At 59.5% G+C, this 24,535-nt stretch carries 24 protein-coding genes; 14 read left to right on the forward strand and 10 right to left on the reverse strand.

The features are described from left to right. Nucleotides 1-56: 56 nt before the first annotated feature. Nucleotides 57-1,007, forward strand: a complete 951-nt coding sequence (locus tag AC2FNR_RS12730) for a Hint domain-containing protein (protein WP_496849315.1) — start codon at nt 57-59, stop codon at nt 1,005-1,007. Here AC2FNR_RS12730 and AC2FNR_RS12735 read toward each other — a convergent pair. After that, complete coding sequence (locus AC2FNR_RS12735) at nt 1,004-1,222, reverse strand: hypothetical protein (protein WP_331252861.1); 219 nt, start codon at nt 1,220-1,222, stop codon at nt 1,004-1,006. The two genes, AC2FNR_RS12730 and AC2FNR_RS12735, sit on opposite strands and share 4 nt — an antisense overlap. On the opposite strand from AC2FNR_RS12735, the gene mtgA reads away from it, so the two are divergent. The 4 genes from mtgA to AC2FNR_RS12755 all read left to right on the forward strand — a co-directional run bounded on the left by mtgA (nt 1,158) and on the right by AC2FNR_RS12755 (nt 5,693). Beyond that, nucleotides 1,158-1,781: a monofunctional biosynthetic peptidoglycan transglycosylase gene (mtgA, locus tag AC2FNR_RS12740; protein ID WP_496849317.1), complete on the forward strand. Its 624-nt coding sequence runs from the start codon at nt 1,158-1,160 to the stop codon at nt 1,779-1,781. The two genes, AC2FNR_RS12735 and mtgA, sit on opposite strands and share 65 nt — an antisense overlap. 58 nt (nt 1,782-1,839) lie before the next feature. Next, the gene (gene fzlA / locus AC2FNR_RS12745) at nt 1,840-2,505 is read left to right on the forward strand and encodes an FtsZ-binding protein FzlA (protein ID WP_480868809.1); all 666 of its coding nucleotides are present in this window, start codon (nt 1,840-1,842) and stop codon (nt 2,503-2,505) included. 75 nt (nt 2,506-2,580) lie between these two features. After that, nucleotides 2,581-3,618, forward strand: a complete 1,038-nt coding sequence (gene queG, locus AC2FNR_RS12750; RefSeq protein WP_496849319.1) for a tRNA epoxyqueuosine(34) reductase QueG — start codon at nt 2,581-2,583, stop codon at nt 3,616-3,618. 71 nt (nt 3,619-3,689) lie between these two features. Continuing rightward, the gene (locus AC2FNR_RS12755) at nt 3,690-5,693 is read left to right on the forward strand and encodes a hydantoinase/oxoprolinase family protein (RefSeq protein ID WP_496849321.1); all 2,004 of its coding nucleotides are present in this window, start codon (nt 3,690-3,692) and stop codon (nt 5,691-5,693) included. A gap of 4 nt (nt 5,694-5,697) precedes the next feature. Here AC2FNR_RS12755 and msrA read toward each other — a convergent pair whose 3' ends face one another. Beyond that, nucleotides 5,698-6,207 carry a peptide-methionine (S)-S-oxide reductase MsrA gene (gene msrA, locus AC2FNR_RS12760; protein WP_480506066.1) on the reverse strand — a complete coding sequence of 170 codons (510 nt, stop codon included), beginning with the start codon at nt 6,205-6,207 and terminating at the stop codon, nt 5,698-5,700. Next, nucleotides 6,207-6,653, reverse strand: a complete 447-nt coding sequence (gene msrB / locus AC2FNR_RS12765) for a peptide-methionine (R)-S-oxide reductase MsrB (RefSeq protein WP_170355545.1) — start codon at nt 6,651-6,653, stop codon at nt 6,207-6,209. Before msrB ends, msrA begins: the two co-directional genes overlap by 1 nt. Nucleotides 6,654-6,793: 140 nt before the next feature. Between msrB and AC2FNR_RS12770 the strand changes: the two genes are divergently transcribed. Next, on the forward strand, nt 6,794-7,315 hold the full coding sequence (locus AC2FNR_RS12770; RefSeq protein WP_496849323.1) for a glutathione peroxidase: 522 nt from the start codon (nt 6,794-6,796) through the stop codon (nt 7,313-7,315). Here AC2FNR_RS12770 and AC2FNR_RS12775 read toward each other — a convergent pair. After that, a complete protein-coding gene (locus tag AC2FNR_RS12775; RefSeq protein ID WP_496849325.1) occupies nt 7,291-8,178 on the reverse strand; it encodes a DMT family transporter in 888 nt (295 codons plus the stop codon). The two genes, AC2FNR_RS12770 and AC2FNR_RS12775, sit on opposite strands and share 25 nt — an antisense overlap. 194 nt (nt 8,179-8,372) lie before the next feature. Here AC2FNR_RS12775 and AC2FNR_RS12780 point away from each other — a divergent pair, with 194 nt between their 5' ends. Further along, complete coding sequence (locus AC2FNR_RS12780) at nt 8,373-8,606, forward strand: hypothetical protein (protein WP_496849327.1); 234 nt, start codon at nt 8,373-8,375, stop codon at nt 8,604-8,606. A gap of 60 nt (nt 8,607-8,666) precedes the next feature. Here AC2FNR_RS12780 and AC2FNR_RS12785 read toward each other — a convergent pair whose 3' ends face one another. The 4 genes from AC2FNR_RS12785 to AC2FNR_RS12800 all read right to left on the reverse strand — a co-directional run bounded on the left by AC2FNR_RS12785 (nt 8,667) and on the right by AC2FNR_RS12800 (nt 13,362). Then, the gene (locus AC2FNR_RS12785) at nt 8,667-8,954 is read right to left on the reverse strand and encodes an HU family DNA-binding protein (protein ID WP_039533371.1); all 288 of its coding nucleotides are present in this window, start codon (nt 8,952-8,954) and stop codon (nt 8,667-8,669) included. Between the two features lie 130 nt (nt 8,955-9,084). Then, complete coding sequence (locus AC2FNR_RS12790; protein WP_496849329.1) at nt 9,085-10,548, reverse strand: AMP nucleosidase; 1,464 nt, start codon at nt 10,546-10,548, stop codon at nt 9,085-9,087. After that, the gene (gene ade, locus AC2FNR_RS12795; RefSeq protein WP_496849331.1) at nt 10,545-12,347 is read right to left on the reverse strand and encodes an adenine deaminase; all 1,803 of its coding nucleotides are present in this window, start codon (nt 12,345-12,347) and stop codon (nt 10,545-10,547) included. Before ade ends, AC2FNR_RS12790 begins: the two co-directional genes overlap by 4 nt. 139 nt (nt 12,348-12,486) lie before the next feature. Next, on the reverse strand, nt 12,487-13,362 hold the full coding sequence (locus tag AC2FNR_RS12800) for a LysR family transcriptional regulator (protein ID WP_496849333.1): 876 nt from the start codon (nt 13,360-13,362) through the stop codon (nt 12,487-12,489). Nucleotides 13,363-13,471: 109 nt separating this feature from the next. Here AC2FNR_RS12800 and AC2FNR_RS12805 point away from each other — a divergent pair, with 109 nt between their 5' ends. After that, nucleotides 13,472-14,227: a class II aldolase and adducin N-terminal domain-containing protein gene (locus tag AC2FNR_RS12805; protein ID WP_496849335.1), complete on the forward strand. Its 756-nt coding sequence runs from the start codon at nt 13,472-13,474 to the stop codon at nt 14,225-14,227. 10 nt (nt 14,228-14,237) lie between these two features. Continuing rightward, complete coding sequence (locus tag AC2FNR_RS12810) at nt 14,238-15,227, forward strand: sterol desaturase family protein (protein WP_496849337.1); 990 nt, start codon at nt 14,238-14,240, stop codon at nt 15,225-15,227. On the opposite strand, the gene AC2FNR_RS12815 is transcribed toward AC2FNR_RS12810, so the two are convergent. Beyond that, a complete protein-coding gene (locus AC2FNR_RS12815) occupies nt 15,224-16,165 on the reverse strand; it encodes a GlxA family transcriptional regulator (RefSeq protein ID WP_480868791.1) in 942 nt (313 codons plus the stop codon). The genes AC2FNR_RS12810 and AC2FNR_RS12815 overlap by 4 nt on opposite strands. A 77-nt stretch (nt 16,166-16,242) precedes the next feature. On the opposite strand from AC2FNR_RS12815, the gene AC2FNR_RS12820 reads away from it, so the two are divergent. Genes AC2FNR_RS12820 through AC2FNR_RS12830 form a run of 3 tightly spaced genes read left to right on the forward strand, consistent with a single transcriptional unit; the run spans nt 16,243 to nt 20,185 of the window. After that, complete coding sequence (locus AC2FNR_RS12820; RefSeq protein WP_480498489.1) at nt 16,243-17,403, forward strand: acyl-CoA dehydrogenase family protein; 1,161 nt, start codon at nt 16,243-16,245, stop codon at nt 17,401-17,403. Next, entirely contained in the window at nt 17,400-19,409 is a 2,010-nt protein-coding gene (locus tag AC2FNR_RS12825) for an acetate--CoA ligase family protein (RefSeq protein ID WP_496849339.1), read from the forward strand. Before AC2FNR_RS12820 ends, AC2FNR_RS12825 begins: the two co-directional genes overlap by 4 nt. Beyond that, a complete protein-coding gene (locus tag AC2FNR_RS12830) occupies nt 19,406-20,185 on the forward strand; it encodes a carnitinyl-CoA dehydratase (RefSeq protein ID WP_170756133.1) in 780 nt (259 codons plus the stop codon). The genes AC2FNR_RS12825 and AC2FNR_RS12830 overlap by 4 nt, the downstream gene beginning before the upstream one ends. On the opposite strand, the gene AC2FNR_RS12835 is transcribed toward AC2FNR_RS12830, so the two are convergent. Beyond that, complete coding sequence (locus AC2FNR_RS12835; RefSeq protein WP_496849342.1) at nt 20,182-20,814, reverse strand: class I SAM-dependent DNA methyltransferase; 633 nt, start codon at nt 20,812-20,814, stop codon at nt 20,182-20,184. The genes AC2FNR_RS12830 and AC2FNR_RS12835 overlap by 4 nt on opposite strands. 90 nt (nt 20,815-20,904) lie before the next feature. Between AC2FNR_RS12835 and AC2FNR_RS12840 the strand changes: the two genes are divergently transcribed. Next, nucleotides 20,905-21,750 (forward strand): SDR family oxidoreductase, encoded by an 846-nt coding sequence (locus AC2FNR_RS12840; protein ID WP_496849344.1) that lies wholly within the window; start codon nt 20,905-20,907, stop codon nt 21,748-21,750. A 239-nt stretch (nt 21,751-21,989) separates the two neighbouring features. Next, the gene (gene katG / locus AC2FNR_RS12845; protein WP_496849345.1) at nt 21,990-24,191 is read left to right on the forward strand and encodes a catalase/peroxidase HPI; all 2,202 of its coding nucleotides are present in this window, start codon (nt 21,990-21,992) and stop codon (nt 24,189-24,191) included. Nucleotides 24,192-24,535: the final 344 nt, after the last annotated feature.

The following is a 24,535-nucleotide window of genomic DNA, read 5'->3' on the forward strand; positions in this document are numbered from 1 at the left end:
CGTTATCTCGGCGCTCTGGTCGCCAGCCCATTTAACGCGTCGCAGGGAGCAGGCACATGCCAACAACCTACACAGATCAGTTTTTTGTCATCGACCCGGCCAATCCCGGAGCGAACGGCACGACACCTGGCTCGACCCTGACGGTTCAGAAATTCGACATCGTCGACCAGAACGACAACGGCCTGATCAACCGGCTGAACAACGACTCGGTCGACGGATCAGACATTACGGCGTCCTATTTCAATGACATGGTGACCATAGAATTGGATGACGGCACTCAGATCACCTACACGGGTGTGACCTTCTATCTTGCCGATGGGCGCGAGGTGTTTACACCCACCGACGGACAAGTTTTGGAAAGCGGGACGTTCGTCAGCTCATCTGCGACTGATTCCAGCGACACAGGAGGTTCATTTGGTTCGGTCGATATCGGAGCCGGCGATCTGGGCCCACCTTGTTTCACGCCCGGCACAATGATCGAGACGGCATCCGGCCCTCGCCGGGTCGAGGACTTGCGTCCCGGTGATCTGGTTCTGACCTCTGACAACGGGGCACAGCCTTTGCTTTGGGTCGGCAGAACAACGGTGAAAGCCCAGGGGAAACTTGCCCCGGTACGCTTTGAAGCCGGTGTTTTGGGGACGAACAAACCGCTGATCGTCTCTCCGCAACACCGTATTCTGATCGAGGACTGGCGCGCGCCCTATCTATTTGGGCATTCCGAAGTTCTGATTGCGGCGCATTGTCTTGTGAACGGCAAGACGGTCACGCGCGTCGAAGGTGGCGAGGTCGAATATCTGCATCTGCTGTTTTCACGACATGAGATCGTGACGGCAAATGGCGCAAAAAGCGAAAGTTTTTATCCGGGTCATGCCGTATCAATCGCCGACAGCCAAACGCAGGCCGAGATTTTGACCTTGTTTCCCGAGCTTGGTCGCGAAAACCCTGTTTTGCCGGATACCGCCCGTCCGGTAGTGCGCCCGCGCGAAGCCCGCGTAATCGCGATTTAACCCGTTCCATACCCGTCTTCGGCGTCGTATAGCAACAGCATGGCAAAAAAAGCAGCGCGCAAATCGAGCAGCAAGAAACGCAAGGCCGCTAAAAGAAAAACACCGATTATTCCGAGAATCCGCCGCTGGGTAGGGCGTGGGTTTTTGGTGGTGATCGCATGTGTTGTTGGGCTGGTGGTTTTGTATTCGGTGGTGAATCCGCCGGTGACCCACACGATCTGGTCCGAGTGGCGGCGCCTAGGTAAAGTCGAACGGGATTGGGTTCCGATAGAACAGATTTCTCCGGTCATGGCGCGCTCGGCTGTGGCGGCGGAAGACGCCAATTTCTGTCTGCACTGGGGCTTTGATGTCGAAGCCATTCGCGATGCACTTGAGGACGGAGGGTCAAGGGGTGCGTCAACGATTACACAGCAGGTGGTGAAGAATGTGTTCTTGTGGCAAGGGCGCAGCTGGATACGCAAAGCGCTTGAAACCTCGATCACACCGGTTGTCGAAATCTTTTGGAGCAAACAACGTATCCTTGAGGTGTATCTGAACGTGGCCGAGACCGGGAATGGCGTTTTTGGAGTCGAAGCAGCGGCTCAGCGTAACTTCAATGTACCCGCCTCCAAGCTGTCGCCGGTTCAGTCCGCGCGGATCGCTGCAATTCTGCCCTCCCCCCGAAACAGATCGGTCACTGATCCATCAGTACGCACACGTAGGCGGGCGGCCTCGATCCTGGATGGGGCGGCCACCATCCGCGCAGATGGTCGCGCAGATTGTTTCGAGGATTGAAATACTAACCCTCTCGGCGCTAAAGCTGGATTGTATTCACTGGTTCGATTGGAAGCTCATGGCGCGTCTGTTTCACGTTCCCCTGTCCCCATATTGCCGCAAGGTCCGTCTGTCGCTAGCGGAAAAGAAGATCGAGGTTGAGCTGGTCGAAGAGAAATACTGGGAGCAAGACCCGGATTTCCTGCGCCGCAATCCGGCGGGTAAAGTTCCCGTTCTGCGGTTGGACGGTCAGGTGATGGCGGAAAGCGCGGCGATTTGTGAATACATTGAGGAAACGCGCCCCGAGCCATCTTTGATGCCGAAGACCCCCGAAGCTCGGTATGAGGTGCGGCGTTTGGTGGGTTGGTTCGATGACAAGTTTCATCACGAGGTGACGTCGAAACTGTTGTATGAGCGGGTCAACAAGAAGATGACCGGTCAGGGATACCCGGACAGCAAGAACGTGAAAGAGGGTGCCAAGGCCATTAAATATCATCTGGATTATATGGCATGGTTGCTGGATCATCGGCGTTGGTTGGCCGGCGATCAGATGACGCTGGCGGATTTTGCGGCGGCTGCGCATTTGTCGGCGTTGGATTATATTTCGGATGTGGATTGGAACCGGTCGGCGGCGGTGAAGGATTGGTATGCCAAGATCAAGTCCCGGCCTGCGTTCCGGTCGATACTGGCGGATCAGGTGCCGGGGTTCCGGCCTCCGCCGCATTACGCGGATCTGGATTTCTGATAGGGTGGAAGGGGGGCTGTCTGCCCCCCATCGCGCCGGGGCGCGATTCCCCCCCCCAAAGGTATTTTTAGCCAGATGAAGAGCGGATCGGATTTAAAGCGCAAGGTGGTCGCTCGGGCATTGAGCGAGGGGTTTATATCCTGTCGGATTTGTCGGCCGTGGGATGTGCCCGAGGTGCCCGCGCGGTTGCAGGCGTTTTTGGACTCTGGCTATCACGGGCAGATGGGGTGGATGGCCGAGCGGACCCATTGGCGGGGCGATCCGTCGGCTTTGTGGCCCGAGGCGCAGTCAGTGATCATGTTGGCCGAGAGCTATACGCCTGAACATGATCCTACCGAGGTTTTGAGCCATCCAGACCAGGCTGCGATTTCGGTCTATGCGCAGAACAAGGATTACCATGATTTGGTGAAAAAACGCCTCAAGCGGTTGGCGCGGTGGTTGATTGCCGAAGGTGGCGGCGAGGTGAAGGTGTTTGTTGATACAGCGCCGGTGCCTGAGAAGGCCCTGGGCCATGCGGCGGGGTTGGGTTGGCAGGGGAAGCACACCAATCTGGTCAGCCGTGATTGGGGAAATTGGGCCTTTATAGGCTCTGTTTTTACCACATTGGACCTGCCTGCGGATATGGCCGAGGAGGATCATTGCGGATCGTGTCGCGCTTGTTTGGATGCCTGTCCAACGGATGCGTTTCCTGCGCCGTACAAGTTGGATGCGCGGCGGTGTATTTCCTATCTGACCATCGAACATAAGGGCCCTGTGGACGAAGAGCTGCGCGGCAAGTTGGGCAATCGGATTTACGGATGCGATGATTGTCTGGCGGCCTGTCCGTGGAACAAGTTTGCCGTTGCGGCCAGTGATATTCGCTATGCTGCGCGGGATGATTTGGTGGCCCCGCCTCTGGCCGAATTGGCGGGGTTGGATGATGCGGCGTTTCGGGTCAAGTTCTCGGGCTCGCCAATCAAGCGGATCGGACGGGATCGGTTTGTGCGCAATGTGCTTTATGCGATTGGCAATTCCGGTTTGCCCGCGCTGAAGCCGGTGGCGCAGGGGTTGGTGGAAGATCCGGATGCATCCGTGGCTGATGCCGCGCGCTGGGCGGTGCAACAACTGCCATAAGTGCCGCAAACAGGCTGGACGTGTCGGTCCAAACCGCTACACCCAATTCAGCGAACAGGAAGGAGAACCCGATGGCGCTGGCTTTGGGGGTGGATACGGGCGGAACCTATACGGATGCGGTGCTGATCCGGGATGAAGCTGAGGTGATCGCCTCGGCCAAGTCGTTGACCACGCGGGCAGACTTGGCAATCGGCGTGGGCAAAGCGATTTCGGCTGTATTGGAACAGGCGGCAGTTGGCCCTGAGCAAATCTCCATGGCATCTTTGTCGACCACTTTGGCCACCAATGCTCTGGTCGAGGGGCAGGGCGGGCGTGTGGCGCTGGTCTATATCGGGTTCAAGGAAGGCGATTTGGATCGGCACGGGTTGCGCGACGCGCTGAAGGGTGATCCGGCCTTGGTTATTGCTGGGGGTCACAGTCATGCGGGGGGCGAAGCCACGCCGTTGGATGTGGCCGCGTTGGAGGCCTTTTTAGACACTCATAAAGGCATTTCCGGCTTTGCTGTGGCCGCGCAATTTGCCACGCGCAACCCCGCGCATGAGTTGGCAGCGGCGCGGATTATTACCGAGCGGACGGGGGCTCCGGTCACCTGCTCGCACCATCTGTCGGCCAAGTTGAACGGCCCGAAACGGGCGGTGACGGCTGTATTGAACGCGCGGCTCATTGGGATGATCGACCGGTTGATCGGACGGGCGCAGGATCAGTTGCTGGCGCTGGGCATCACCGCGCCGATGATGGTGGTACGCGGTGACGGCGCGTTGATGAGCGCCGAGCAGGCGCGGGAGCGCCCGATCGAAACGATCCTCAGCGGGCCTGCGGCCTCGATCGTGGGGGCCAGTTGGTTGACCGGGGCTGAGAATGCCTTGGTATCGGATATTGGCGGGACAACCACGGATATTGCGCTGATCCGCGACGGTAAGCCCGCGATTGATCCCAATGGTGCGCAGGTTGGCGGTTTCCGCACCATGGTCGAGGCGGTGGCGATGCGCACCCATGGTTTGGGCGGCGACAGTCAGGTCCATGTGGTGACCGAGGGGCTGGGAGGCGGCGTGGTCCTTGGGCCGCGTAGGGTATTGCCAGTGTCGCTGATCGCGGCCGAGGCCCCGGATGTGGTGCACGCTGAGTTGGACAAACAACTGCGCGCGACCACAGTAGGTGAACATGACACGCGGTTTGCCCGTCGCGTGCCCGGTATCCATGCCGAGGGGCTGGGTGCGCGGGAAGAGGTGTTGTTGGACCGTCTTGGCGATCAGGTTTTGCCGCTGAGCGATCTGTTGCGCACACGGATGGAGAATGGGGCTCTGACGCGGTTGGTGGATCGCGGGATCGTTCAGGTCTCGGGCGTGACGCCGTCGGATGCCAGCCACGTTTTGGGGCGGCTGGACGCCTGGGATGCCGACGCCGCGCGCAAGGCGTTGGAACTGGTGTCACGCAAACGGGTCGGGTCGGGTGATGTGCTGGCGAAAACGCCCGAGGCTTTGGCGCAGATGATCGTGGATCAGTTGACCGAGCAGACCTCATTGATCTTATTAGAGACTGCTTTTGCCGAAGAAGCCGAGGATTTTGGTATCCCTTCCGCCGATCTGGCGCGGCATGTTCTGACCCGCAAGGGGTTGGCCGGGCATCGGGGCCTGCTGGCGTTGGATGCGGCGCTGAACGTGGATGTGATCGGGTTGGGTGCGTCGGCCCCTAGCTATTACCCGGCGGTCGGGGAGCGTTTGCATTGCAAGATGATCTTGCCCGAACATACCGGCGTGGCCAATGCCATCGGTGCGGTCGTCGGTCGCCTGACTTTGCGCCGGGCGGGGACAGTCACGTCGCCGTCCGAGGGCAAGTTCCGAGTGCATCTTGAGGACGGGCCGCAAGATTTCAACGATTCAGAGGCGGCGCTAACCCTGCTGGAATCCGTGCTAAGATCCGAGGCCGAAGGCGCGGTGCGTGACGCCGGGGCCGAGGATATCCGCGTGATCGTTGACCGCGACATCCGCACTGCCCGCGTCGAGGCGCAGGAGGTGTTTGTCGAAGCCATGATCACGGTTGAAGCCAGCGGCCGCCCAAGGGTTGCCGCCGGCTGATCGCTTATTCCGCCGCGTCGCGTTTGGGCAGAACCCAGTCGGGCCGCGGGAAATGGCAGGTATAGCCGTTGGGGATACGCTCCAGATAGTCCTGATGCTCGGGCTCGGCGTCCCAGAAATCACCGACGGGCTCCAGCTCGGTCACGACTTTGCCGGGCCAGATACCGCTAGCGTTCACATCGGCAATCGTATCCAACGCCACCTGTTTCTGATCGTCATCCACATAGTAGATGGCCGAACGATAGCTCATCCCGCGGTCATTGCCCTGACGGTTTACCGTGGTCGGATCGTGGATCTGGAAGAAGAACTCCAGCAACTCACGATAGCTGATCTGCGCAGGATCAAAGAAAATCTCGATCCCTTCGGCATGGGTGCCGTGGTTGCGGTAGGTGGCGTTGGGGACATCGCCGCCGGTATAGCCGACGCTGGTGCGGGACACACCCGGCAGCTTGCGGATCAGGTCCTGCATTCCCCAGAAACAACCTCCGGCCAGGACAGCGCGTTCTTCGGTCATCAGATTTCCTCCACATGGATCAGATAGTCGGCATAGCCTTCTGCCTCCATGTCATCGCGGTGGACAAACCGCAAGGAGGCTGAGTTGATGCAATAGCGCAGCCCGCCATGTTCGCGCGGACCGTCGGGGAAGACGTGGCCCAGATGGCTGTCGCCGTATTTCGAGCGCACCTCGGTACGGATCATGCCGTGAGTGGCGTCGTGAAACTCTTCCACATGTTCATGCACGATGGGTTTGGTGAAGCTGGGCCAGCCACAGCCGGATTCGTATTTGTGGGTCGAGGCGAACAGCGGCTCGCCCGAGACGATATCCACATAGATCCCCGGTTCCTTGTTGTTCAGCAGCTTGCCAGTGCCCGGGCGTTCTGTCCCGCTGTTCTGCGTAACGTGATATTCTTCAGGTGAGAGGGCGGCGATGGCCTCGGGGGATTTGGTGTATTGAGTCATGGATCCTCCGGTCGGTTGGTTTGCACCATTATTTGGGGGCTGGGGCGCAGAAATCAAAGCCTGATTCACGCACCTCGCGTGCTCGTGCGTTGATCCGATGGGCGATTTGGCGCGTATACTGTGGCAGAGGAGAGTTCACCATGTTCCGCATCTTGCTGTTGACCGCTTTGATTCTGACCGGGCGCACCGTGCAGGCCGCGCCGCTGACCGGAGAGTTTCCGTCCATCGACGGCGGCACCCTGTCGATCGCGGATTGGCGGGGGCAGCCGGTTTTGGTGGTCAACACGGCCTCGCATTGTGGCTTTACCGGTCAATATAGCGCGCTGCAGCAGGTGCATGAGGATTATGGCCCGCGTGGGCTGGTGGTGCTGGCAGTGCCCTCGGATTCCTTCAATCAGGAGTTGGGCTCGGCGGAAGAGGTCAAGGAATTCTGTGACCTCAACTATAACCTGACCCTGCCAATGACCGACATCACCCCGGTTCGAGGCGCAAAAGCGCATCCTTTCTATCAACAGGTTGCGGCGCTGACCGGGTTTGAGCCCAGTTGGAACTTCAACAAAATCCTTCTGAACACTGAAGGCGAAGTTGTAGCGACCTATGGCGCGACCGCGCGCCCCGATTCCCGGCAAGTTCTGTCTCAGGTCGAGGCTTTGCTGCCCTGAGCAGGTTGCCGCGATAACTGAACGGCCAAAATCCCGGCTGTGGTGATCAGTACGCCAACGGCATCCAGTGGGCCCAGTTTCTCACCCAGCAGAATCGCGGCGATGGTCACGCCGAATACGGGGTTGAGGAAATGGAAGGTGGCTGCACGAGTCGCCCCGATCCGATCCAGCAGAAGGAACCATATCAGCGTGGCCAACAAGCCGGGGAACAGGGTTGTGTAGGTGAAAGCCAGCACCAGCGGAACGGTGAGGTGGATATGGATCACCTCGAACAGGGGAGCCGCGACGAACAGAACGGCTGAACCCACCAGCATCTGCAACCCTACGACCATCATGAAATTCCCGCCCGAGGTCGCCCCGCGCACCGCCAAGGTGGCGAAGGTCAGCGCCAAGGCTCCAACACCACAGAGCATCACGCTGAACATATCAACGCCCGCGCTGATGCGGCTGCTCATGATCAGGGCGACGCCTGCAAACCCTGCCAGGAGGCCGATCACGCCCATGGGCCGCAGACGATCACCCAGAAACAGCCAGCTTGCCAGCGCCACTAGCAGCGGCATGGTCGAGGCGATGATGGCCGCTACTGACGCCTCAATCGTTTGCATTGCGTAGAAATTCAGACCCAAATACAGGGCATTTTGGCAGATTCCAAACAGGATGGTCGCGTACCATTGTTGCGGCGTCAACCGCCAGCTCTGTCCCATTGCGCGCGCAATGGCCACGCCGATCAACCCGGAAATCAAAAAGCGCAGTGCCAGCGAAAACAACGGTGAAGCATCCATCACGATGATCCGCGCCGAAGTAAAGGCCGACGACCAGATCAGTGCAAATGTCAGCCCCATGGCCATGGCGCGTAGATCCATCGCCCATCCCCTTCGTTGGTTTCGGGCACTGTTCCTTAAATCGGCAGGGGTCGCAAGACGTACCGTTTGGCCGTATTAACTAGGAATCTCATAGGGGCACTACACGCGCGGCGCACAATTTATTTCTTACCGGAGTTGGAGTTACTTTTCGGCACGCTAGATTATAAGTGTCGATGACAAAGGCGTAGCTTGTTATGTTGCAAGAGAAGCGAAAAGACTTGGATTCAGAGCGGCAGAAAAAGCTGCTGTTTCGGCTTGTGGATGAACTCAGCCAATCTTCGCCTGATCTGTACTATCGCCCGACCAGTGAGATCGCGACGTACCTTGAAACGTATATTCGTAAGGAAGCAAAACTATCTGCAGACGATCGGGTCTTGATGAACCGGCTCAGCCGTCGTGATCTGGAAGTGCTGTTAAGTTTGCACTGATCCCAAAGAAAAAGGGCCCCCAACCGGCGGCCCTTGATCGTATCATTGCGACAGCTGAGATCAGCCGTTCACGCTGTCTTTCAGAGCTTTCGCAATGGTCATCTTGACCACCTTGTCGGCCTCTTTCTTGAACTGCTCGCCGGTGGCGGGGTTGCGCACCATGCGCTCGGGGCGCTCGCGGCAGTAGATTTTGCCAACGCCGGGCAGGGTCACTGCGCCGCCGGCGGATACTTCGCGGGTGATCAGGCCGGTCATGGCCTCCAGCGCGGCATTCGCGGCTTTCTTGTCAGTCCCCATTTCCTCAGCGAGAGCAGCAACCAGCTGAGTCTTTGTCATAGGCTTTGCCATTTCTTGGTCTCCTTAACGTGCCCGATGTCTTGGGCCTCACCGCGTAACTGTAACGGGATATTGTGGGCGAACACAACGAATAGTAGCGCGGAAAACCCTAAAAATAGGGGGAAAACGTTGCTTTTTTGCGTCAGAGAAAGGCTGTTTCGTCGAAAGAACGCAATTTCCGGCTGTGCAGACGCTCAAGCGGCATGCCTCGCAGGTGTTCCATCGCGCGAATTCCGATCGCCAGATGGCGGCTGACCTGTGTGGTATAGAAGTCCGAGGCCATGCCCGGAAGCTTCAATTCCCCGTGCAGCGGTTTGTCCGAGACACAGAGCAAAGTGCCATAGGGCACCCGGAACCGATATCCATTGGCGGCGATCGTGGCGCTTTCCATATCCAGCGCAATCGCGCGAGACTGGCTGAGGCGCTGTACCGGACCGGACTGATCGCGCAGTTCCCAGTTGCGGTTGTCGACCGAGGCGACAGTGCCAGTGCGCATAACGCGCTTCAGCTCGTAGCCGTCCAGTTCTGTCACTTCGGCCACGGCGCGCTCCAGCGCCACCTGCACTTCGGCCAGGGGCGGGATCGGGACCCAGACCGGCAGGTCATCGTCCAGAACCTTGTCTTCGCGCAGATAGGCATGGGCCAGCACGAAATCCCCCAGCGCCTGCGTGTTGCGCAAGCCGGCGCAATGGCCAACCATCAGCCACGCATGTGGTCGCAGAACTGCGATATGGTCGGTCGCGGTTTTTGCGTTGGATGGCCCTACCCCGATATTGACCAACGTGATCCCCGACCCATCGGCGCGTTTCAGGTGGTAGGTCGGCATCTGAGGCAGCTTCAGCGGTTGCTCCAACACGCCATCGGCCGAGGTGATCTGCGCATTCCCTGTCGACACAAAGCTGGTATATCCGCTTTCGGGGTCGGCCAGTTGTTCGCGGGCGTAGTTCTCGAACTCGGACACATAGAACTGGTAGTTGGTGAACAGCACATGGTTTTGGAAATGGCTGGGATCGGTGGCAGTGTAATGCGCCAGACGGGCCAGCGAATAATCCACGCGCTGGGCGGTGAACAACGCCAGCGGGCCAATCTCGGTTTCGTGGTCATGCACTCCGTTGACGATATCGTCATTGGTGGTCGTCAAATCCGGCACGTCGAACACATCGCGCAAGGTGAACCCCGCCGCGCCCTGATGCGGCACCACAAGGTCAGGGTTATTGGCCACGGCGAAATGCACCGGGATGGGTGTATCCGAGGCACCAATCGTCACAGGTTGGTCATGGTTCTTGATCAGCAGGGCAATTTGTTGGGTCAGATAGGCCCGGAACAGATCGGGCCGCGTGACCGTTGTGGCGTGGGTGCCGGGTTCGGCGACGTGACCAAAGCTCAGACGGCTGTCCACATGAGCATAGGAGGTCGTTTTGATGCGAATTTCTGGGTAATAAGCTCTGAATCGCTCGGACGGAGTGTCCGCCTCCATCGCTTTGGCGAAGTTTTCGCACAGAAAACTTGTGGCCTTTTCGTACAGCTCTTCCAGACGCGCCACGGCTGCGGCAGGATCAGTGAACTTCTCAGGGTTTGGGACGTCGGGTGTTCTTATTATTGTCATGCGAGGGGTTCCAAAAGGTCGATCTTTTCAAATGTCCGCACATCCACCAGCCCAAGGTCGGAAATCCGCAGTTCGGGGATCACGACAAGGGCCAGCAACGAGTGCTGCATATACGCGTTGTTCAACTGACAGCCGCAGTCCTGCATCGCCTGAACCAACCGGTCCGCCTTGGCGGCGACATCGGCGGCGGGACTGTCGGACATCAGGCCAGCGATCGGCAGTTCCACCAGCGCCAGTTCCTCGCCGTCGCGGAACACGGTAATGCCGCCGCCCACCTCGGCCAGCCGGTTCGCCGCCAGTGCCATCTGTTCGCGGTCGGTCCCCACCACGATCATATGGTGGCTGTCATGCGCCACGGTCGAGGCCATGGCCATGCGCCCTTGATACCCAAAACCCGAAACAAATGCGTTCGTGACCCCGCCGGTCGCGCGGTGGCGTTCGACCAGCGCAATCTGGCAGACATCGCCTTCGCCCTCGACCAGCCCGCCGATGATGGGCAATTCCGCCTTCAGCGCCTTGGTCGGGGCCTGATTCTCCACCACGCCGATCACATTGGCCCGCACACGGTTGGCGCCCTCGAGGGCTTTGATTTCGAAATCTTCGCCTGTCAGGGCATGGCCCAGATGCACCGTATTGCGCGCGCTGTCCGGCCAGTTCAGATGTGGGCAGTCCACGGTGATCGCACCATTTTCGGCGACGATCTGGCCGCGGGCGATCACCACCTCAATTGGAAGCTCGCGCAAATCAGAACTGAGGATAATATCCGCCCGCCGGCCCGGTGTGATTGACCCGATCTCGCGTTCCAGCCCGAAATGGGTGGCTGTGTTGATCGTCGCCATTTGCAGTGCGATCAGCGGGTCACATCCGCAGGCAATCGCGTGGCGCACCACGCGGTTCATATGCCCCTCATTCACCAATGTGCCCGAGTGGCAATCATCCGTGCACAGAATAAAGCCGCGCGGGTCTAACCCTTTCTCGGTCACCGCCGTGATCTGTCTTTCCACGTCATACCAGGCCGAGCCCAGCCGCATCATAGACCGCATCCCCTGCCGCACCCGAGCTATGGCGTCGGCTTCGCAAGTTCCCTCGTGGTCGTCAGCGGGGCCGCCGGCAACATAAGCCGCAAAATCAGGCCCTAAATCGGGTGATGCATAGTGTCCTCCCACGGTTTTGCCCGCATTCTGAGTCGCCGCGATCTCGGCCAGCATCTTGCGGTCGCCGTGGATCACACCGGGGAAATTCATCATCTCACCCAATCCGATGATGCCGGGCCAGTTCATCGCCTCGGCCACGTCCTCGGGGGTGATTTCATAGCCCGTTGTTTCAAGCCCTGGGGCCGACGGCGCGCAGGACGGCATCTGGGTGAAGATGTTGACCGGTTGCATCAACGCCTCGTCATGCATCATGCGCACGCCGTCCAGTCCCAGCACATTGGCAATCTCATGCGGGTCGGTGAACATCGACGTCGTGCCATGAGGAATGACCGCGCGGGCAAACTCCGCCGGGGTCAGCATCCCTGATTCGATATGCATATGCGCGTCGCACAGACCGGGCAGCATATAGCGCCCATTGGCCTCGATGATCTGCGTATTTGGACCGATGCAATGCGTGGCATCCCGCCCCACAAAGGCAATGCGCCCTACGGCGATGGCAATGTCGTGATCAGGCAGTGCCTCGCGGGTATGGACATTCACCCAAGTTCCTCCGCGCACGACCATGTCGGCTGGATCACGTCCAGCGGCAACAGCGATCAATCGAGGGGCGGTATCGGGCCAACTTGGGAAAGGCGTATATTCCATGGCTCAACTTTTCTGAATGTGTCCGAAGGTGCAACCCCTGCCGAACATCTATCATCAAACCGTCACGCAGCGCGTCAGCGCTGCCCGGCCCAACCAAAGGAGGGGGCGCGCAAGCGCCCCTGACGATGGGCGGGAGCGCCTACCCCGACAGATCGCGGGCAATTTCCCGCCTTACCCAATCGGCGAACAGGACGGCACCCGGCGTTTCCTCGGCCTGAGGCGACAGTAGCAGGTAATAAGCCTCGGGCATCTCCGCGCGATACTCAAACGGAGCCACCAGTTGTCCGCGCTCGATCAGGTCGCGAGCTATGGTGTCATGGGTCAGGCAATACCCACCCCCGGCCATCGCAACAGACAGGCTAACCAGATAGGTTGTTGAATAGGTTATGGGCGAATTTTCCCAATTTAGACCCTGTTCACTGATCCAGTTCTGCCAGTTCGACAGCAGGTTCGAGCAGTCAAACAGGGGTTGTTCCTGAATATCTTCCAGCCGCACTTCATAGCCCGGCGCGCAGACCGGGTAATAGTGATCGGTGCGCAGTAACTCGGTGCGCACCGTGTCGGACGGGCGCAGGGAATAGCGGATTTCGACCGCAGCGCCCTCGGCCATTTCGCGCGGCTCCCAGAGTTCGGTGAAGATGTTCAATTGCACATCCGGGTGCGCCGCCCGGAACCGGGGCAGGCGAGGTCCCAGCCAGTTCACCGCAAAGGTGATGTTGCTCTGAACCTGCACCGCGTTTTGCTGCGCGCCGGTGACGGCCTGTGTGCCGCGCACCAGCGTGCGAAACGCCTCACGCACTACGGGCAGATAGGTGATTCCGGCCTCGGTCAGTTCCAGTGCGCGGGGACGGCGCAGAAACAGGGGTTGGCCCAGATAGCCCTCAAGCGATTTTATCTGCTGACTGACCGCGCTTTGCGTCATGTTCAGATCACGCGCCGCGCCCGTGAAGGACAAGTGTCGCGCGGCGGCCTCGAACGTGCGCAGCCAGCCCAGCGGAGGAAGCGATGTCTGCATTGGCATAACCTCACCATTAGCTGAGCTTATGGGATAGGCGAGAATTTTTCGTTGGTCAAATCTGCCTTGCGTCGCCACCTTCTTGAGAAACCAGATGGAGGAGCCCGCCATGACCGTCACCGAATTGCGTCCCAATATCGACCACTGGCCCGAGCGGGTCGACCTGGCTGCCACCTTCCGCTGGACTGAACGCCTGAACATGCACGAGTCCGTGGCCAACCACTTCAGTTTAGCCGTCAACGAGCACGGAACGCAGTTCCTGATGAACGCCAATCAGATGCATTTCGCACGGATCAAGGCGTCGAATCTGTTGCTGCTGGATGCCAATGATCCCGATGTGATGGATCAGCCGGGCGCGCCCGACCCGACCGCTTGGGGCTTGCATGGCTCGATCCACCGCCTTTGCCCGCATGCGCGCTGTGTGATGCATGTGCATTCGATCTTTGCAACCGTTCTGGCCTCGTTGGCCGATAGCAGCCTACCGCCGATCGACCAGAACACTGCCACCTTCTACAACCGCTATGTGGTGGACCAGGAATTCGGCGGGCTGGCCTTCGAAAGCGAAGGTGAGCGTTGCGCCGCGATGCTGTCGGACCCGAAGAAGAAGGTCATGATCATGGGCAACCATGGCGTGCTGGTGACTGGCAGCGACCCGGCCGATACGTTCAACCGCCTCTATTACTTCGAGCGTGCGGCCGAGACATATATCCGCGCTTTGCAAACCGGCCAGCCCCTGCGTGTCTTGTCCGATGAGATTGCGGAAAAGACTGCGCAGGAACTGGACGACTACCCCGATCAGGCCGAGGCGCATCTGCGGGAAATCAAGGCTCTGCTGGATGCAGAGGGTTCGGACTACGCCAGTTAAAGGGATTTCCATGACTGATACTGCACAAGACCCCGAAGCCGCCCGCTGGCACTATCACCCCGAAGGCCCTGTGGGTTTGAACCCGCTGTTCGCGTGGCCTCCGCGCCCCGCCTCCGTGCTGAAGTGGTATAGCGGGGCGTGGTTGCAGATTACCTCACTGACCCTGTGTATGGGGCTGGCGGTCATTGCCTATGTCGTATTTTTCCCTGGGTTAGAGTCAATCAAGAGCTTTGCTCCGGGGTGGATGTTCCGCATTTGGCTGCTGAACATGGTGCCTCAGATCTTTGTGGCGGGCGGGCTGCATTGGTGGCTTTACATGCGCAAGGGGCAGGGCATGTACAAAAAGTTCGACCGTCGCGACCTGACCAGAGACAATGGCAATTTCACCTTCCGCAATCAGGTCTGGGACAATATCTGGTGGACGCTGGGCAGCGCCATGACCGTGGCGACCGTGTATCAATGGGTGATCTATTGGGCGATGGCCAACGGATATGTGCCGACAGTCACTTGGGCCAGCGCGCCGATTTGGTTTATCGTCTGGATGTTGTTCATCCCGATGTGGTCTGGCTTGCATTTCTATTGGGTGCATCGGCTGGAGCATCACCCAAAGCTCTATAAACACGTCCACGCCGTGCATCATCGCAACGTCAATATCGGCCCGTGGTCGGGGATATCGAACCATTGGTATGAAAACCTGCTGTATTTCACGACCTATTTCATTCATCTGATCGTGCCGTCCCACCCTCTGCATCTTCTGTTTCACACGTATTTCCAGCAGATCAGCCCGGTTCTGTCCCATTCAGGGTTTGAAAAGCTGAAAGCCGGAGAAACTGAAGCGGCCCGTGCGGGGGACTTTTTTCACCAGCTTCATCACCGGTATTTCGAGTGCAACTATGGCACCTCGGAGATCCCCTTCGACAAGTGGTTTGGCACCTATCACGATGGGTCTGCCGAGGCGACGACGCGGACGCGGGCCTATAAAAAGCAGATGTATACCTAACCGGATCGCATTGCGCGCGGGGTGGTCCCGAACTCGGTCCGAAAGGCTCGGGTCAGGGCGCTGGGGTCGTCATAGCCTGCGCGCAGGGCGATCTCGGCGATGGTCAGGTCGGTCTCGGCTGCCAGTTTCCGGGCCAGGTTCAGGCGCAGGCGGCGATAGACCTGTGCGGGGCCTGCGCCCAGTTCGGTTTGCATTCGGGCCGCCAGTGCCTTTTGCGATCGTCCAACCCGGCGGGCGATCTCGGGGATGGGCAAGGGCGTTTCCAGGTGTTCCTGCATCAGCGCCAGCGCCTTGTTCACATAGCTGCTGGTCGCACCCGCCCCGCCGGAATGAGACCTGGCGGAATCGCGGGTCATGAAAAGCTGCGCAACCTCCAGCGCCAAAGCCTGCCCGTGGTCTCGCCCAATCAGGTGCAGCACCAGATCAAACGCCGCCATCGCGCCAGAACAGGTAATGCGGTCGCCGTCGATCACGTAGCGTTCGCGCTGTGCGTCTATCTCGGGGAACCGCTCGGTAAAACTGCCCAATTCTTCCCAGTGGATCGTCGCACGGTGCCCGTCCAGTAATCCGGCCAGCGCCAACAACCAGCTTCCTGTGTCCAGCCCGGCCAGCGCACTGTAACGCCCCGCTGCGGATCGCAACCCCGCCAGCGTCCGCCACCCGCCATGGGCGCGAAACCCGTAAGAGGGCATGACGAGCAACGTATCGCCCCGTGCATTCTGCAAGATGTCATGTGGTGCGACTTGCAGCCCCGAAGATGACGTGACGGGCGCACGATCTAGTGACAGAAATTGCCAGTCATACAGTTTGCGCCCCGCGATGGAATTCGCAGCCCGCAAGGGTTCGACCGCATTCGCCAGGCAGTGGTTGGAAAAGCCGTCGAACAGAAGCACTCCGAATTGCTGCGGCGCAGCGGGCGATTTGATCCATTTTTGCATGATTTAGGTCTATTTCTGCATGTTCAGCTTGGCAAGCCACGTCAGGATATCCGCAACCCCAGATGTGGAGACCCCAGATGCAATATGGCCTGTCCGACGAACAAGAGATGATCGCCGCGACCGTTCGCAGCTTTGTCGAAAACGAAATCTACCCGCATGAAGAGCTGGTCGAGCGCACCGGCGAGGTTCCGCACGAGATCGCCGCCGAGATCAAACGCAAGACGATCGAGTTGGGCTTTTATGCCTGCAACTTCCCCGAAAGCGTCGGCTGTGCCGGGCTAAACCATCTGGAGTTCGCACTGGTCGAACGCGAGTTGGGCCGGGGATCAATGGCGCTGAACCATTTCTTCGGGCGGCCTCAGAACATTCTAATGGCGTGCGAGGGGGATCAGGTCGACCGTTACCTGATGCCTGCCGTACGAGGTGAAAAAATGGACGCGCTGGCGATGACTGAACCCGGTGCGGGCTCGGACGTGCGGGGGATGAAATGCGCTGCCGTGCGCGATGGGGGCGACTGGGTGGTCAATGGCACCAAGCACTTCATCTCGGGCGCGGAACATGCAGACTTTATCATCGTCTTCATCGCAACCGGTGAAGATCAGACACCGAAAGGCCCCAAGAAACGCATCACTGCCTTTCTGGTCGATCGCGGCACCCCCGGCTTCACAATCCGGGATGGGTACAAGTCGGTCAGCCATCGCGGCTACAAGAACATGGTGCTGGACTTCGACGATTGCCGCCTGCCGGATGCGCAGGTTCTGGGCGAGGTCGATGGCGGGTTTCAGGTGATGAACACTTGGCTCTATGCCACCCGGATCACCGTTGCCGCCATGTCGGTCGGTCGCGCACGGCGGGCGTTCGACTATGCGCTGGACTATGCCGCAACGCGCGAGCAATTCGGCCAGAAGATCGGCAAGTTTCAGGGCGTCTCATTCCAGATCGCAGACATGATCACCGAGATTGACGCCGCCGATCTGCTGACCCTTGCCGCCGCCGATCGTCTGGACAAAGGGCTGCCCGCCAACCGCGAGATCGCGTCGGCCAAACTGTACGCCTCGGAAATGCTGGCCCGTGTGACGGACGCGGCGATTCAGGTGCATGGCGGCATGGGTCTTATGGATGACTACCCGCTGGAACGATTCTGGCGTGACGCGCGCGTCGAACGCATCTGGGACGGCACCAGCGAGATTCAACGCCATATCATCAGCCGCGATTTGCTGCGGGCGCTGGGCGCATGACGGCGCTATCGCGCGCGCTTGCCCCCAAGACGCTTGCCGTAGTGGGCGGCGGGGCATGGTGTGCGGCGGTCATCGAACAGGCGCGCAAGTTTGGCTTTACGGGTGCGATTTGGCCGGTTCATCCCAAGGCGGCGGAAATGGCTGGAGAGCGGGCCTATCCGACGCTGGAATCCTTACCATCAGCTCCTGACATGGCTTTTATCGGCATCAACCGACACGCGACCGTCGAGGCGATTGCGGTTTTGTCCGCGATGGGGGCGGGCGGTGCGATCTGTTTCGCCTCGGGATTTACCGAGGCGCAGGCCGAAGACCAATCAGGCGCGGACCTGCAGGACCAGTTGATCGCTGCCGCCGGGGACATGCCGATTCTGGGGCCGAATTGTTATGGTTTCGTCAACGGGTTGGATCGCGTGGCGATCTGGCCCGATCAGCACGGGATGCAACCTGTGGATCGCGGGGTGGCGATCCTAACGCAAAGCTCGAACATTGCGATCAACATGACCATGCAGCGCCGCGCTTTACCGTTGGCCTTCATGTTGACCTGTGGGAATCAGGCGCAGACGCATCAAGCCCAGATTGCCTCGGCGTTGTTGGATGACGACCGCATTACGGCCATCGGCGTGCACATCGAAGGGTTTGGCGATCTGCGCAAATGGGAGGCGCTGGCTAAAAAGGCTCGTCAGCGCGGTGTCCCGATTGTCGCGCTGAAGATGGGTCGGTCGGTCCATGCCCAAGCGGCAACGATTTCGCATACGGCCTCGCTGGCGGGTCAAGACGCGGGTGCGCAGGCGTTTCTGGATCGGTTGGGGATTGCCCGATTGGATGACATCCCCAGCTTTCTGGAATGCCTCAAGCTGTTGCATGTAACCGGGCGTCTGGACAGCAACGGGCTTGGTACGATCAGCTGCTCGGGGGGCGAGGCCAGTTTGGCCGCTGATATGGCTGAGGGTCGCGATCTGCACTTTCCGCCTCTGACGGATACGCAACGCACCGATCTGCGCGCGGCTTTGGGGCCGATGGTGGCGCTGGCGAATCCGCTGGACTACCACACCTATATCTGGCGCGACACGCAGGCGATGACGCGCGCGTGGTCTGCGATGATGGGGCCGGAACAGGCTCTGACTATGGCCATTGTGGACTATCCGCACACCGATCAAACGGATTGGAGCTGTGCGACGCAGGCCGCGTTGAATTGCGTGGCACAAACCGGGCGGCCCTTTGCAGTGACCGCAACTCTGCCCGAGTTGATGCCCAAGGACGTCGCGCAGCGACTGATGGATGGCGGGGTTATTCCCTTCGCCGGGCTGCATGAGGCACTGTCGGCTGTCGAAGCGGCGGCGCGCCCTGCAGGTCAGGACTCTGATCCGGTGGTCCTTCCCAGTACTGCCAATCCAAACGTTACGCTGACCGAGGCGGAGGCCAAGGACCAGCTTGCAGCCTTCGGTGTGTCCACTCCGAAAAGGTTGGTGATTCAGGCCGATGCCGCCTGTGCGGGTGACTTGACCGGTCCTTTCGCCGTCAAGGGCGTTGGACTGGCCCATAAGTCGGATCACGGGGCGGTTCAGTTAGGGGTAAGCGCGGGCGATCTGCCGGCCGTCGCGGCCCATATCGGCACCCATGAAGTTCTGATCGAGGAAATGGCGCCCGAAGGCGTTGCCGAGTTGCTAATCGGTGTCACCTGCGATCCGGCCCATGGCTATGTGCTGACATTGGGTGCGGGCGGGGTCTTGACGGAAATCCTTCGGGACTCGGTGTCTCTGCTGATCCCGTCGCCTCGGAACGTGGTTGAAAAGGCGTTGGGTGAGCTGGCCTGTGCGCCGTTGTTGACGGGCTATCGCGGCAAGCCCGCCACAGATATGGGCGCGATTCTGGATACGGTCGAGGCCGTTCAGGCCTATGTTATTGCCAACGCAACCCATGTCAGCGAAGTTGAAATCAATCCGCTTATCTGCGGGCCGGAAGGTGCCGTGGCAGTGGATGCTCTGATCCGAAAGGCACGCACATGAACCCGGTCAAAACCCAGCGCGACGGCGCTATATTGCAGGTCACTCTGGACCGCCCCAAAGCGAATGCGATTGATCTGGCCACCAGCCGCGTTATGGGCGAGGTGTTTCGGGATTTCCGCGATGACCCGGACCTGCGCGTGGCGATCATCACCGGCGGCGGCGACAAGTTCTTTTGCCCCGGCTGGGATCTGAAGGCTGCGGCGGATGGCGACGCAGTGGATGGCGATTATGGTGTGGGCGGGTTCGGCGGGTTGCAAGAGCTGCGCGATATGAACAAGCCGGTGATTGCCGCCGTGAACGGTATTGCCTGCGGTGGCGGGCTGGAATTGGCGCTGAGCGCGGACATGATCATCGCCGCAGATCACGCCAGCTTCGCCCTGCCCGAAATCCGATCCGGCACCGTTGCGGATGCGGCCAGTGTCAAACTGCCCAAGCGCATCCCCTATCACATCGCGATGGAATTATTACTGACGGGCCGCTGGTTCACCCCGGATGAGGCCAAGACCTGGGGCCTCGTCAACGAGATCGTGCCCGGCGATCAGCTGATGGACCGCGCATGGGAACTGGCGCGTTTGCTGGCCAGCGGGCCGCCTCTGGTCTATGCCGCGATCAAAGAGATTGTGCGCGAGGCTGAAGACTCCAAGTTTCAGGACGCCATGAACCGGATCACACGGCGGCAGTTGCCGACCGTGGATACTCTGTACGGGTCCGAGGACAATCTGGAAGGTGCTCGCGCCTTTGCTGAAAAACGCGATCCGGTCTGGAAGGGGCGCTAAACTCGTTCGAACAGGGCGATCAAAGCCGTATCGTCCTTGTTTGGGCCGTTGGCAAGTTCGCCGTAGATTCGAACCTCGGGTAGGGCGAGATTCCTAATCTGGCCCTGTGCCAGTTTGTGCAGAGCTTCGGCAAACCCCAGTTTTTCATAGTGCTGCGCGTTGATCGACAGGGCGAATTGCGCTCCGGGGCGGGCGACGCGCAGCAAGGGCATCAAAGCCTCGGGGCCCAGATGGCCATGGGTGAAGGTGCCTGACGACACGACTCCCGAGTAGTTTTCGCGCGGAACCGGGATACCCTCGTTCAGGTCAGCTTCTATCGCGTCGCGGTAGATATCCTTGCGCATGGCCTGATCCAGCATCTTGGCGCTGATATCGGTGGCGTCGATAGGTCCGACACCCAAACCTGCAAGAACGGCTCCGCACAATCCTGTTCCGGCTCCGACATCCAGCACCGGACCCTGACCTCCTGCGCCGACAAACGCGCGGGCGGTGCGGATATGCAGCTGGTAATCCTCTCGGGTGGCAAAGCCTTCGTCATAGTCCCCGGCCCATTCGGCATATAGCCGTCGGTTATCTTCGGGTGTTTCTAGCGCATAAGCCGTGTGCAGATCGGGGGTTTTGTCACTCATGCCTAAAAGAAAGGCGCATTGAGAGATTCGAATCAAGTATCCCGTCGACCCCGCTTGCATCCGGTGGATTTGCGGATCATCAATGGCGGCATGACAGGTACTCTATTTTCGTTTGGTCATGGCTATTCCGCGCAGGAGTTGACGCGACTTCTGGCGCCCAATGGATGGCGGGCTATCGGAACCACGCGGGATCCGGCGCAATCACCGGCTTTACGGGCATCTGGGGCGGAACCAGTTGTCTGGCCGGGACAGCAGGTCAATCTGGACGGGGTGACGCATCTGCTGATCTCAACGGCACCCAATGCTGATGGCGATCCGGTTCTGGCAGCGCTGCAAGACAAAATCACGGCACGGGCTGCACAGTTCAAGTGGGTTGGATACTTGTCCACAACCGCCGTTTACGGTGATCATCAAGGTGCGTGGGTGGATGAATCCACGCCTGCGACGCCCACGGCCCAACGCGGCAAATGGCGGGTTCAAGCCGAGCAGCAATGGTTGAGTATTCCGAACCTGCCGACCCATATCTTTCGGTTGGCCGGGATTTACGGCCCCGGACGCGGTCCATTTTCCAAACTGAAACGCGTTGGGATGCGGCGGATCATCAAGCCGGGTCAAGTATTCTCTCGCATTCATGTGGCCGACATTGCGCAGGTTCTTGCTGCGTCCATGTCTGCGCCCAATCCGGGGGCCATATATAACGTCTGCGATGATGAGCCGGTCCCTCCACAAGACGTAATTGCCTATGCGGCGGAATTGCAGGGGCTGCCTCTACCACCCGCGGTCCCGTTTGATGAGGCGGAGCTAACCCCCATGGCGCGTAGCTTCTACAATGAGAACAAGCGCGTCAGGAACGACCGGATCAAGGATGAACTGGGCGTGAAGCTTCTGTATCCTGATTACCGGGTTGGCTTGGACTCGTTAACGCGAGACGGATGATCTTTTTATGATAATTTTTAGTTATCACAATCATCCGAAAACAAAACTTTTTAGCATAGCTTGAATTTGCTAGGAGTGGCGTCGACAAGACCCGAGAGTCGCTGTTGCCCGCCCTGCTGCCTGCGCGAATTTTCGCGGCGCCTGTAGGATGGATAAAAGTGTCATCTATATGTGTTCTTGACCGACCGAGTTTTTAGCGGTGCCACAGCGCCGGAATTTTGCCAGGAATGGAGATCGACATGGACGGAAGTGATAACCCCAAAGCAGGCGGATGCCCTGTCATGCACGGCGCAGGAACCCGGTCTAACCGGGACTGGTGGCCGAACCAGCTGAACCTGTCGATCCTGCATCAGCACGGACCGGCCTCGAATCCGATGGATGCGGATTTCGATTACGCCGAAGCGTTCAAGGCTCTGGACATGAAGGCGCTGAAGGAAGACCTCTATGCGCTGATGACGGATTCGCAGGACTGGTGGCCTGCGGACTATGGCCATTACGGCGGGTTCTTCATCCGTATGGCGTGGCACAGCGCGGGCACCTACCGAACGGCAGATGGCCGTGGTGGGGCCTCGACCGGGAACCAGCGGTTTGCTCCGCTGAACAGCTGGCCGGACAACGGCAACCTCGATAAAGCGCGTCGTCTGCTGTGGCCGATCAAGCAGAAATACGGCAACCAGATTTCCTGGGCCGACCTGATGATTCTGGCGGGTAACTGCGCCATCGAGTCGATGGGCGGCAAGACCTTCGGTTTCGCCGGTGGTCGCGAAGACATCTGGGCCCCAGAGGAGGACATCTATTGGGGTTCGGAAACCGAATGGCTGGCCCCGACGGACAACCCGCATAGCCGTTACTCGGGCGAGCGGGATCTGGAAAACCCACTGGCCGCCGTGCAGATGGGTCTGATCTACGTGAACCCAGAAGGTCCGGACGGACAGCCCGACGCGCTGGCCTCGGGCCGTGATATCCGCGACACCTTCGGTCGTATGGCGATGAATGACGAGGAAACTGTCGCTCTGGTCGCAGGTGGCCACACCTTTGGTAAGGCCCATGGTGCGGGTGATCCCGATCTGGTCGGTCCCGATCCAGAGGCCGCTCCGATTGAAGAGATGGGCTTTGGCTGGATTAACAAGTTTGGCTCGGGCAAGGGTGACGACACCACCACCTCGGGGATCGAGGGCGCGTGGACGGCCAACCCCACTAAGTGGGACAACGGCTATTTCGACTTGCTGTTCGGCTATGACTGGAACCTGACCAAAAGCCCCTCGGGCGCGTGGATCTGGGAGCCGGTGAACGTCAAAGAAGAAGACATGGCCCCGCAGGCGCACGATCCGTCGAAAAAGGTCAAAACCATGATGACCACCGCCGATATGGCGATGCGCATGGACCCGATCTATGGCCCGATCTCGAAACGCTTCCACGAAAACCCGGAAGAGTTCGCCGATGCCTTTGCTCGCGCATGGTTCAAGCTGACCCACCGCGATATGGGCCCCCGCTCGGCCTATATCGGTGAAGAGGCCCCGACCGAAGAGCTGATCTGGCAGGACAACGTCCCCGCTGTGGATCACGATCTGGTGGATGACGCGGACGTAGCCGACCTGAAAGCCAAGATCGCGGCAATCGGCCTGTCGGTGTCGGAACTGGTATCGACCGCTTGGGCTTCGGCCTCGACCTTCCGCGGGTCGGACAAGCGCGGTGGTGCCAATGGTGCCCGTATCCGCCTTGCCCCCCAGAAAGACTGGGATGTGAACGAGCCGATGAAATTGTCCAAGGCGCTGTCCGCGCTAGAGGGTGTTCAGGCCGCGTTCAACGATGCGCAGTCGGGCGGCAAAAAGGTCTCGCTGGCGGATGTGATCGTTCTGGCAGGTAGCGTGGGTATCGAACAGGCAGCCAAGGCTGCGGGCCAAGACGTTGAGGTTCCGTTCACTCCGGGCCGTACCGATGCGTCGCAGGACCAGACGGATGTCGATAGCTTTGCAGTGATGGAGCCCATCGCTGATGGCTTCCGCAACTACCAGAAAGGTGACTATACCGTTTCACCCGAAGAGCTGCTGGTCGACAAAGCCCAGCTGCTGACCCTGTCCGCGCCCGAGATGACAGCACTTGTCGGTGGCCTGCGTGTGATGGGTGCCAATTTCGGCGATACCAAGCACGGCGTGTTCACGGATCGGGTTGGGACGCTCAGCACCGACTTCTTCACCAACCTGCTGGACATGAGCACCGAATGGAAACCCGCAGGCAAGGGTGTCTATGAGGGCCGCGACCGCGCCAGCGGTGAAGTCAAGTGGACCGGTACTCGCGTCGATCTGGTCTTTGGCTCGAACTCGCAACTGCGGGCGCTGGCCGAGGTCTATGGCCAGTCCGGGGCCGAAGCCAAGTTCACCGCCGACTTTGTGTCCGCTTGGACCAAGGTGATGAACGCAGACCGGTTCGACCTGAAATAATTAAGACTACCACCACTCACAAAACGACGCCGCGCGGGGGAACTCGGGCGGCGTTTCTTTTGGCTGGATCCAGCAGGCGTACCAAGCATTGGGTACGATTCCACAGAAAGTGATCGTACTTCAGGATTAAGACGCGTCCATGGTCGGGTATTTGATCCTGTTTGTGAATGTAACTTATTGTTTTTATTAAGGTCAGGGAGTTTCTTCTGAGAAATGTAAAGTTTTTTCAAAATGGGGGTTGCAGGTCCCAGACCTAATCCGTAAATACCCCTTCACCGGCGCTGCTGAGGCGGTGCTGGGGCGCTGGAGACGGTGCTGACGGACTGGAAAGACGGTTGAGACGC

The organism is Ruegeria sp. SATB045 (genome assembly GCF_059613525.1).

Excerpts from the sequence above, each read along its gene's own strand:
- AC2FNR_RS12730 (WP_496849315.1), top strand. The coding sequence starts at position 57 with ATGCCAACAACCTACACAGATCAGTTTTTTGTCATCGACCCGGCCAAT.
- fzlA (WP_480868809.1), top strand. The coding sequence starts at position 1,840 with ATGGCGCGTCTGTTTCACGTTCCCCTGTCCCCATATTGCCGCAAGGTC.
- queG (WP_496849319.1), top strand. The coding sequence starts at position 2,581 with ATGAAGAGCGGATCGGATTTAAAGCGCAAGGTGGTCGCTCGGGCATTG.
- AC2FNR_RS12755 (WP_496849321.1), top strand. The coding sequence starts at position 3,690 with ATGGCGCTGGCTTTGGGGGTGGATACGGGCGGAACCTATACGGATGCG.
- msrA (WP_480506066.1), bottom strand. The coding sequence starts at position 6,207 with ATGACCGAAGAACGCGCTGTCCTGGCCGGAGGTTGTTTCTGGGGAATG.
- msrB (WP_170355545.1), bottom strand. The coding sequence starts at position 6,653 with ATGACTCAATACACCAAATCCCCCGAGGCCATCGCCGCCCTCTCACCT.
- AC2FNR_RS12770 (WP_496849323.1), top strand. The coding sequence starts at position 6,794 with ATGTTCCGCATCTTGCTGTTGACCGCTTTGATTCTGACCGGGCGCACC.
- AC2FNR_RS12775 (WP_496849325.1), bottom strand. The coding sequence starts at position 8,178 with ATGGATCTACGCGCCATGGCCATGGGGCTGACATTTGCACTGATCTGG.
- AC2FNR_RS12780 (WP_496849327.1), top strand. The coding sequence starts at position 8,373 with ATGTTGCAAGAGAAGCGAAAAGACTTGGATTCAGAGCGGCAGAAAAAG.
- AC2FNR_RS12785 (WP_039533371.1), bottom strand. The coding sequence starts at position 8,954 with ATGGCAAAGCCTATGACAAAGACTCAGCTGGTTGCTGCTCTCGCTGAG.
- AC2FNR_RS12790 (WP_496849329.1), bottom strand. The coding sequence starts at position 10,548 with ATGACAATAATAAGAACACCCGACGTCCCAAACCCTGAGAAGTTCACT.
- ade (WP_496849331.1), bottom strand. The coding sequence starts at position 12,347 with ATGGAATATACGCCTTTCCCAAGTTGGCCCGATACCGCCCCTCGATTG.
- AC2FNR_RS12800 (WP_496849333.1), bottom strand. The coding sequence starts at position 13,362 with ATGCAGACATCGCTTCCTCCGCTGGGCTGGCTGCGCACGTTCGAGGCC.
- AC2FNR_RS12805 (WP_496849335.1), top strand. The coding sequence starts at position 13,472 with ATGACCGTCACCGAATTGCGTCCCAATATCGACCACTGGCCCGAGCGG.
- AC2FNR_RS12810 (WP_496849337.1), top strand. The coding sequence starts at position 14,238 with ATGACTGATACTGCACAAGACCCCGAAGCCGCCCGCTGGCACTATCAC.
- AC2FNR_RS12815 (WP_480868791.1), bottom strand. The coding sequence starts at position 16,165 with ATGCAAAAATGGATCAAATCGCCCGCTGCGCCGCAGCAATTCGGAGTG.
- AC2FNR_RS12820 (WP_480498489.1), top strand. The coding sequence starts at position 16,243 with ATGCAATATGGCCTGTCCGACGAACAAGAGATGATCGCCGCGACCGTT.
- AC2FNR_RS12825 (WP_496849339.1), top strand. The coding sequence starts at position 17,400 with ATGACGGCGCTATCGCGCGCGCTTGCCCCCAAGACGCTTGCCGTAGTG.
- AC2FNR_RS12830 (WP_170756133.1), top strand. The coding sequence starts at position 19,406 with ATGAACCCGGTCAAAACCCAGCGCGACGGCGCTATATTGCAGGTCACT.
- AC2FNR_RS12835 (WP_496849342.1), bottom strand. The coding sequence starts at position 20,814 with ATGAGTGACAAAACCCCCGATCTGCACACGGCTTATGCGCTAGAAACA.
- AC2FNR_RS12840 (WP_496849344.1), top strand. The coding sequence starts at position 20,905 with ATGACAGGTACTCTATTTTCGTTTGGTCATGGCTATTCCGCGCAGGAG.
- katG (WP_496849345.1), top strand. The coding sequence starts at position 21,990 with ATGGACGGAAGTGATAACCCCAAAGCAGGCGGATGCCCTGTCATGCAC.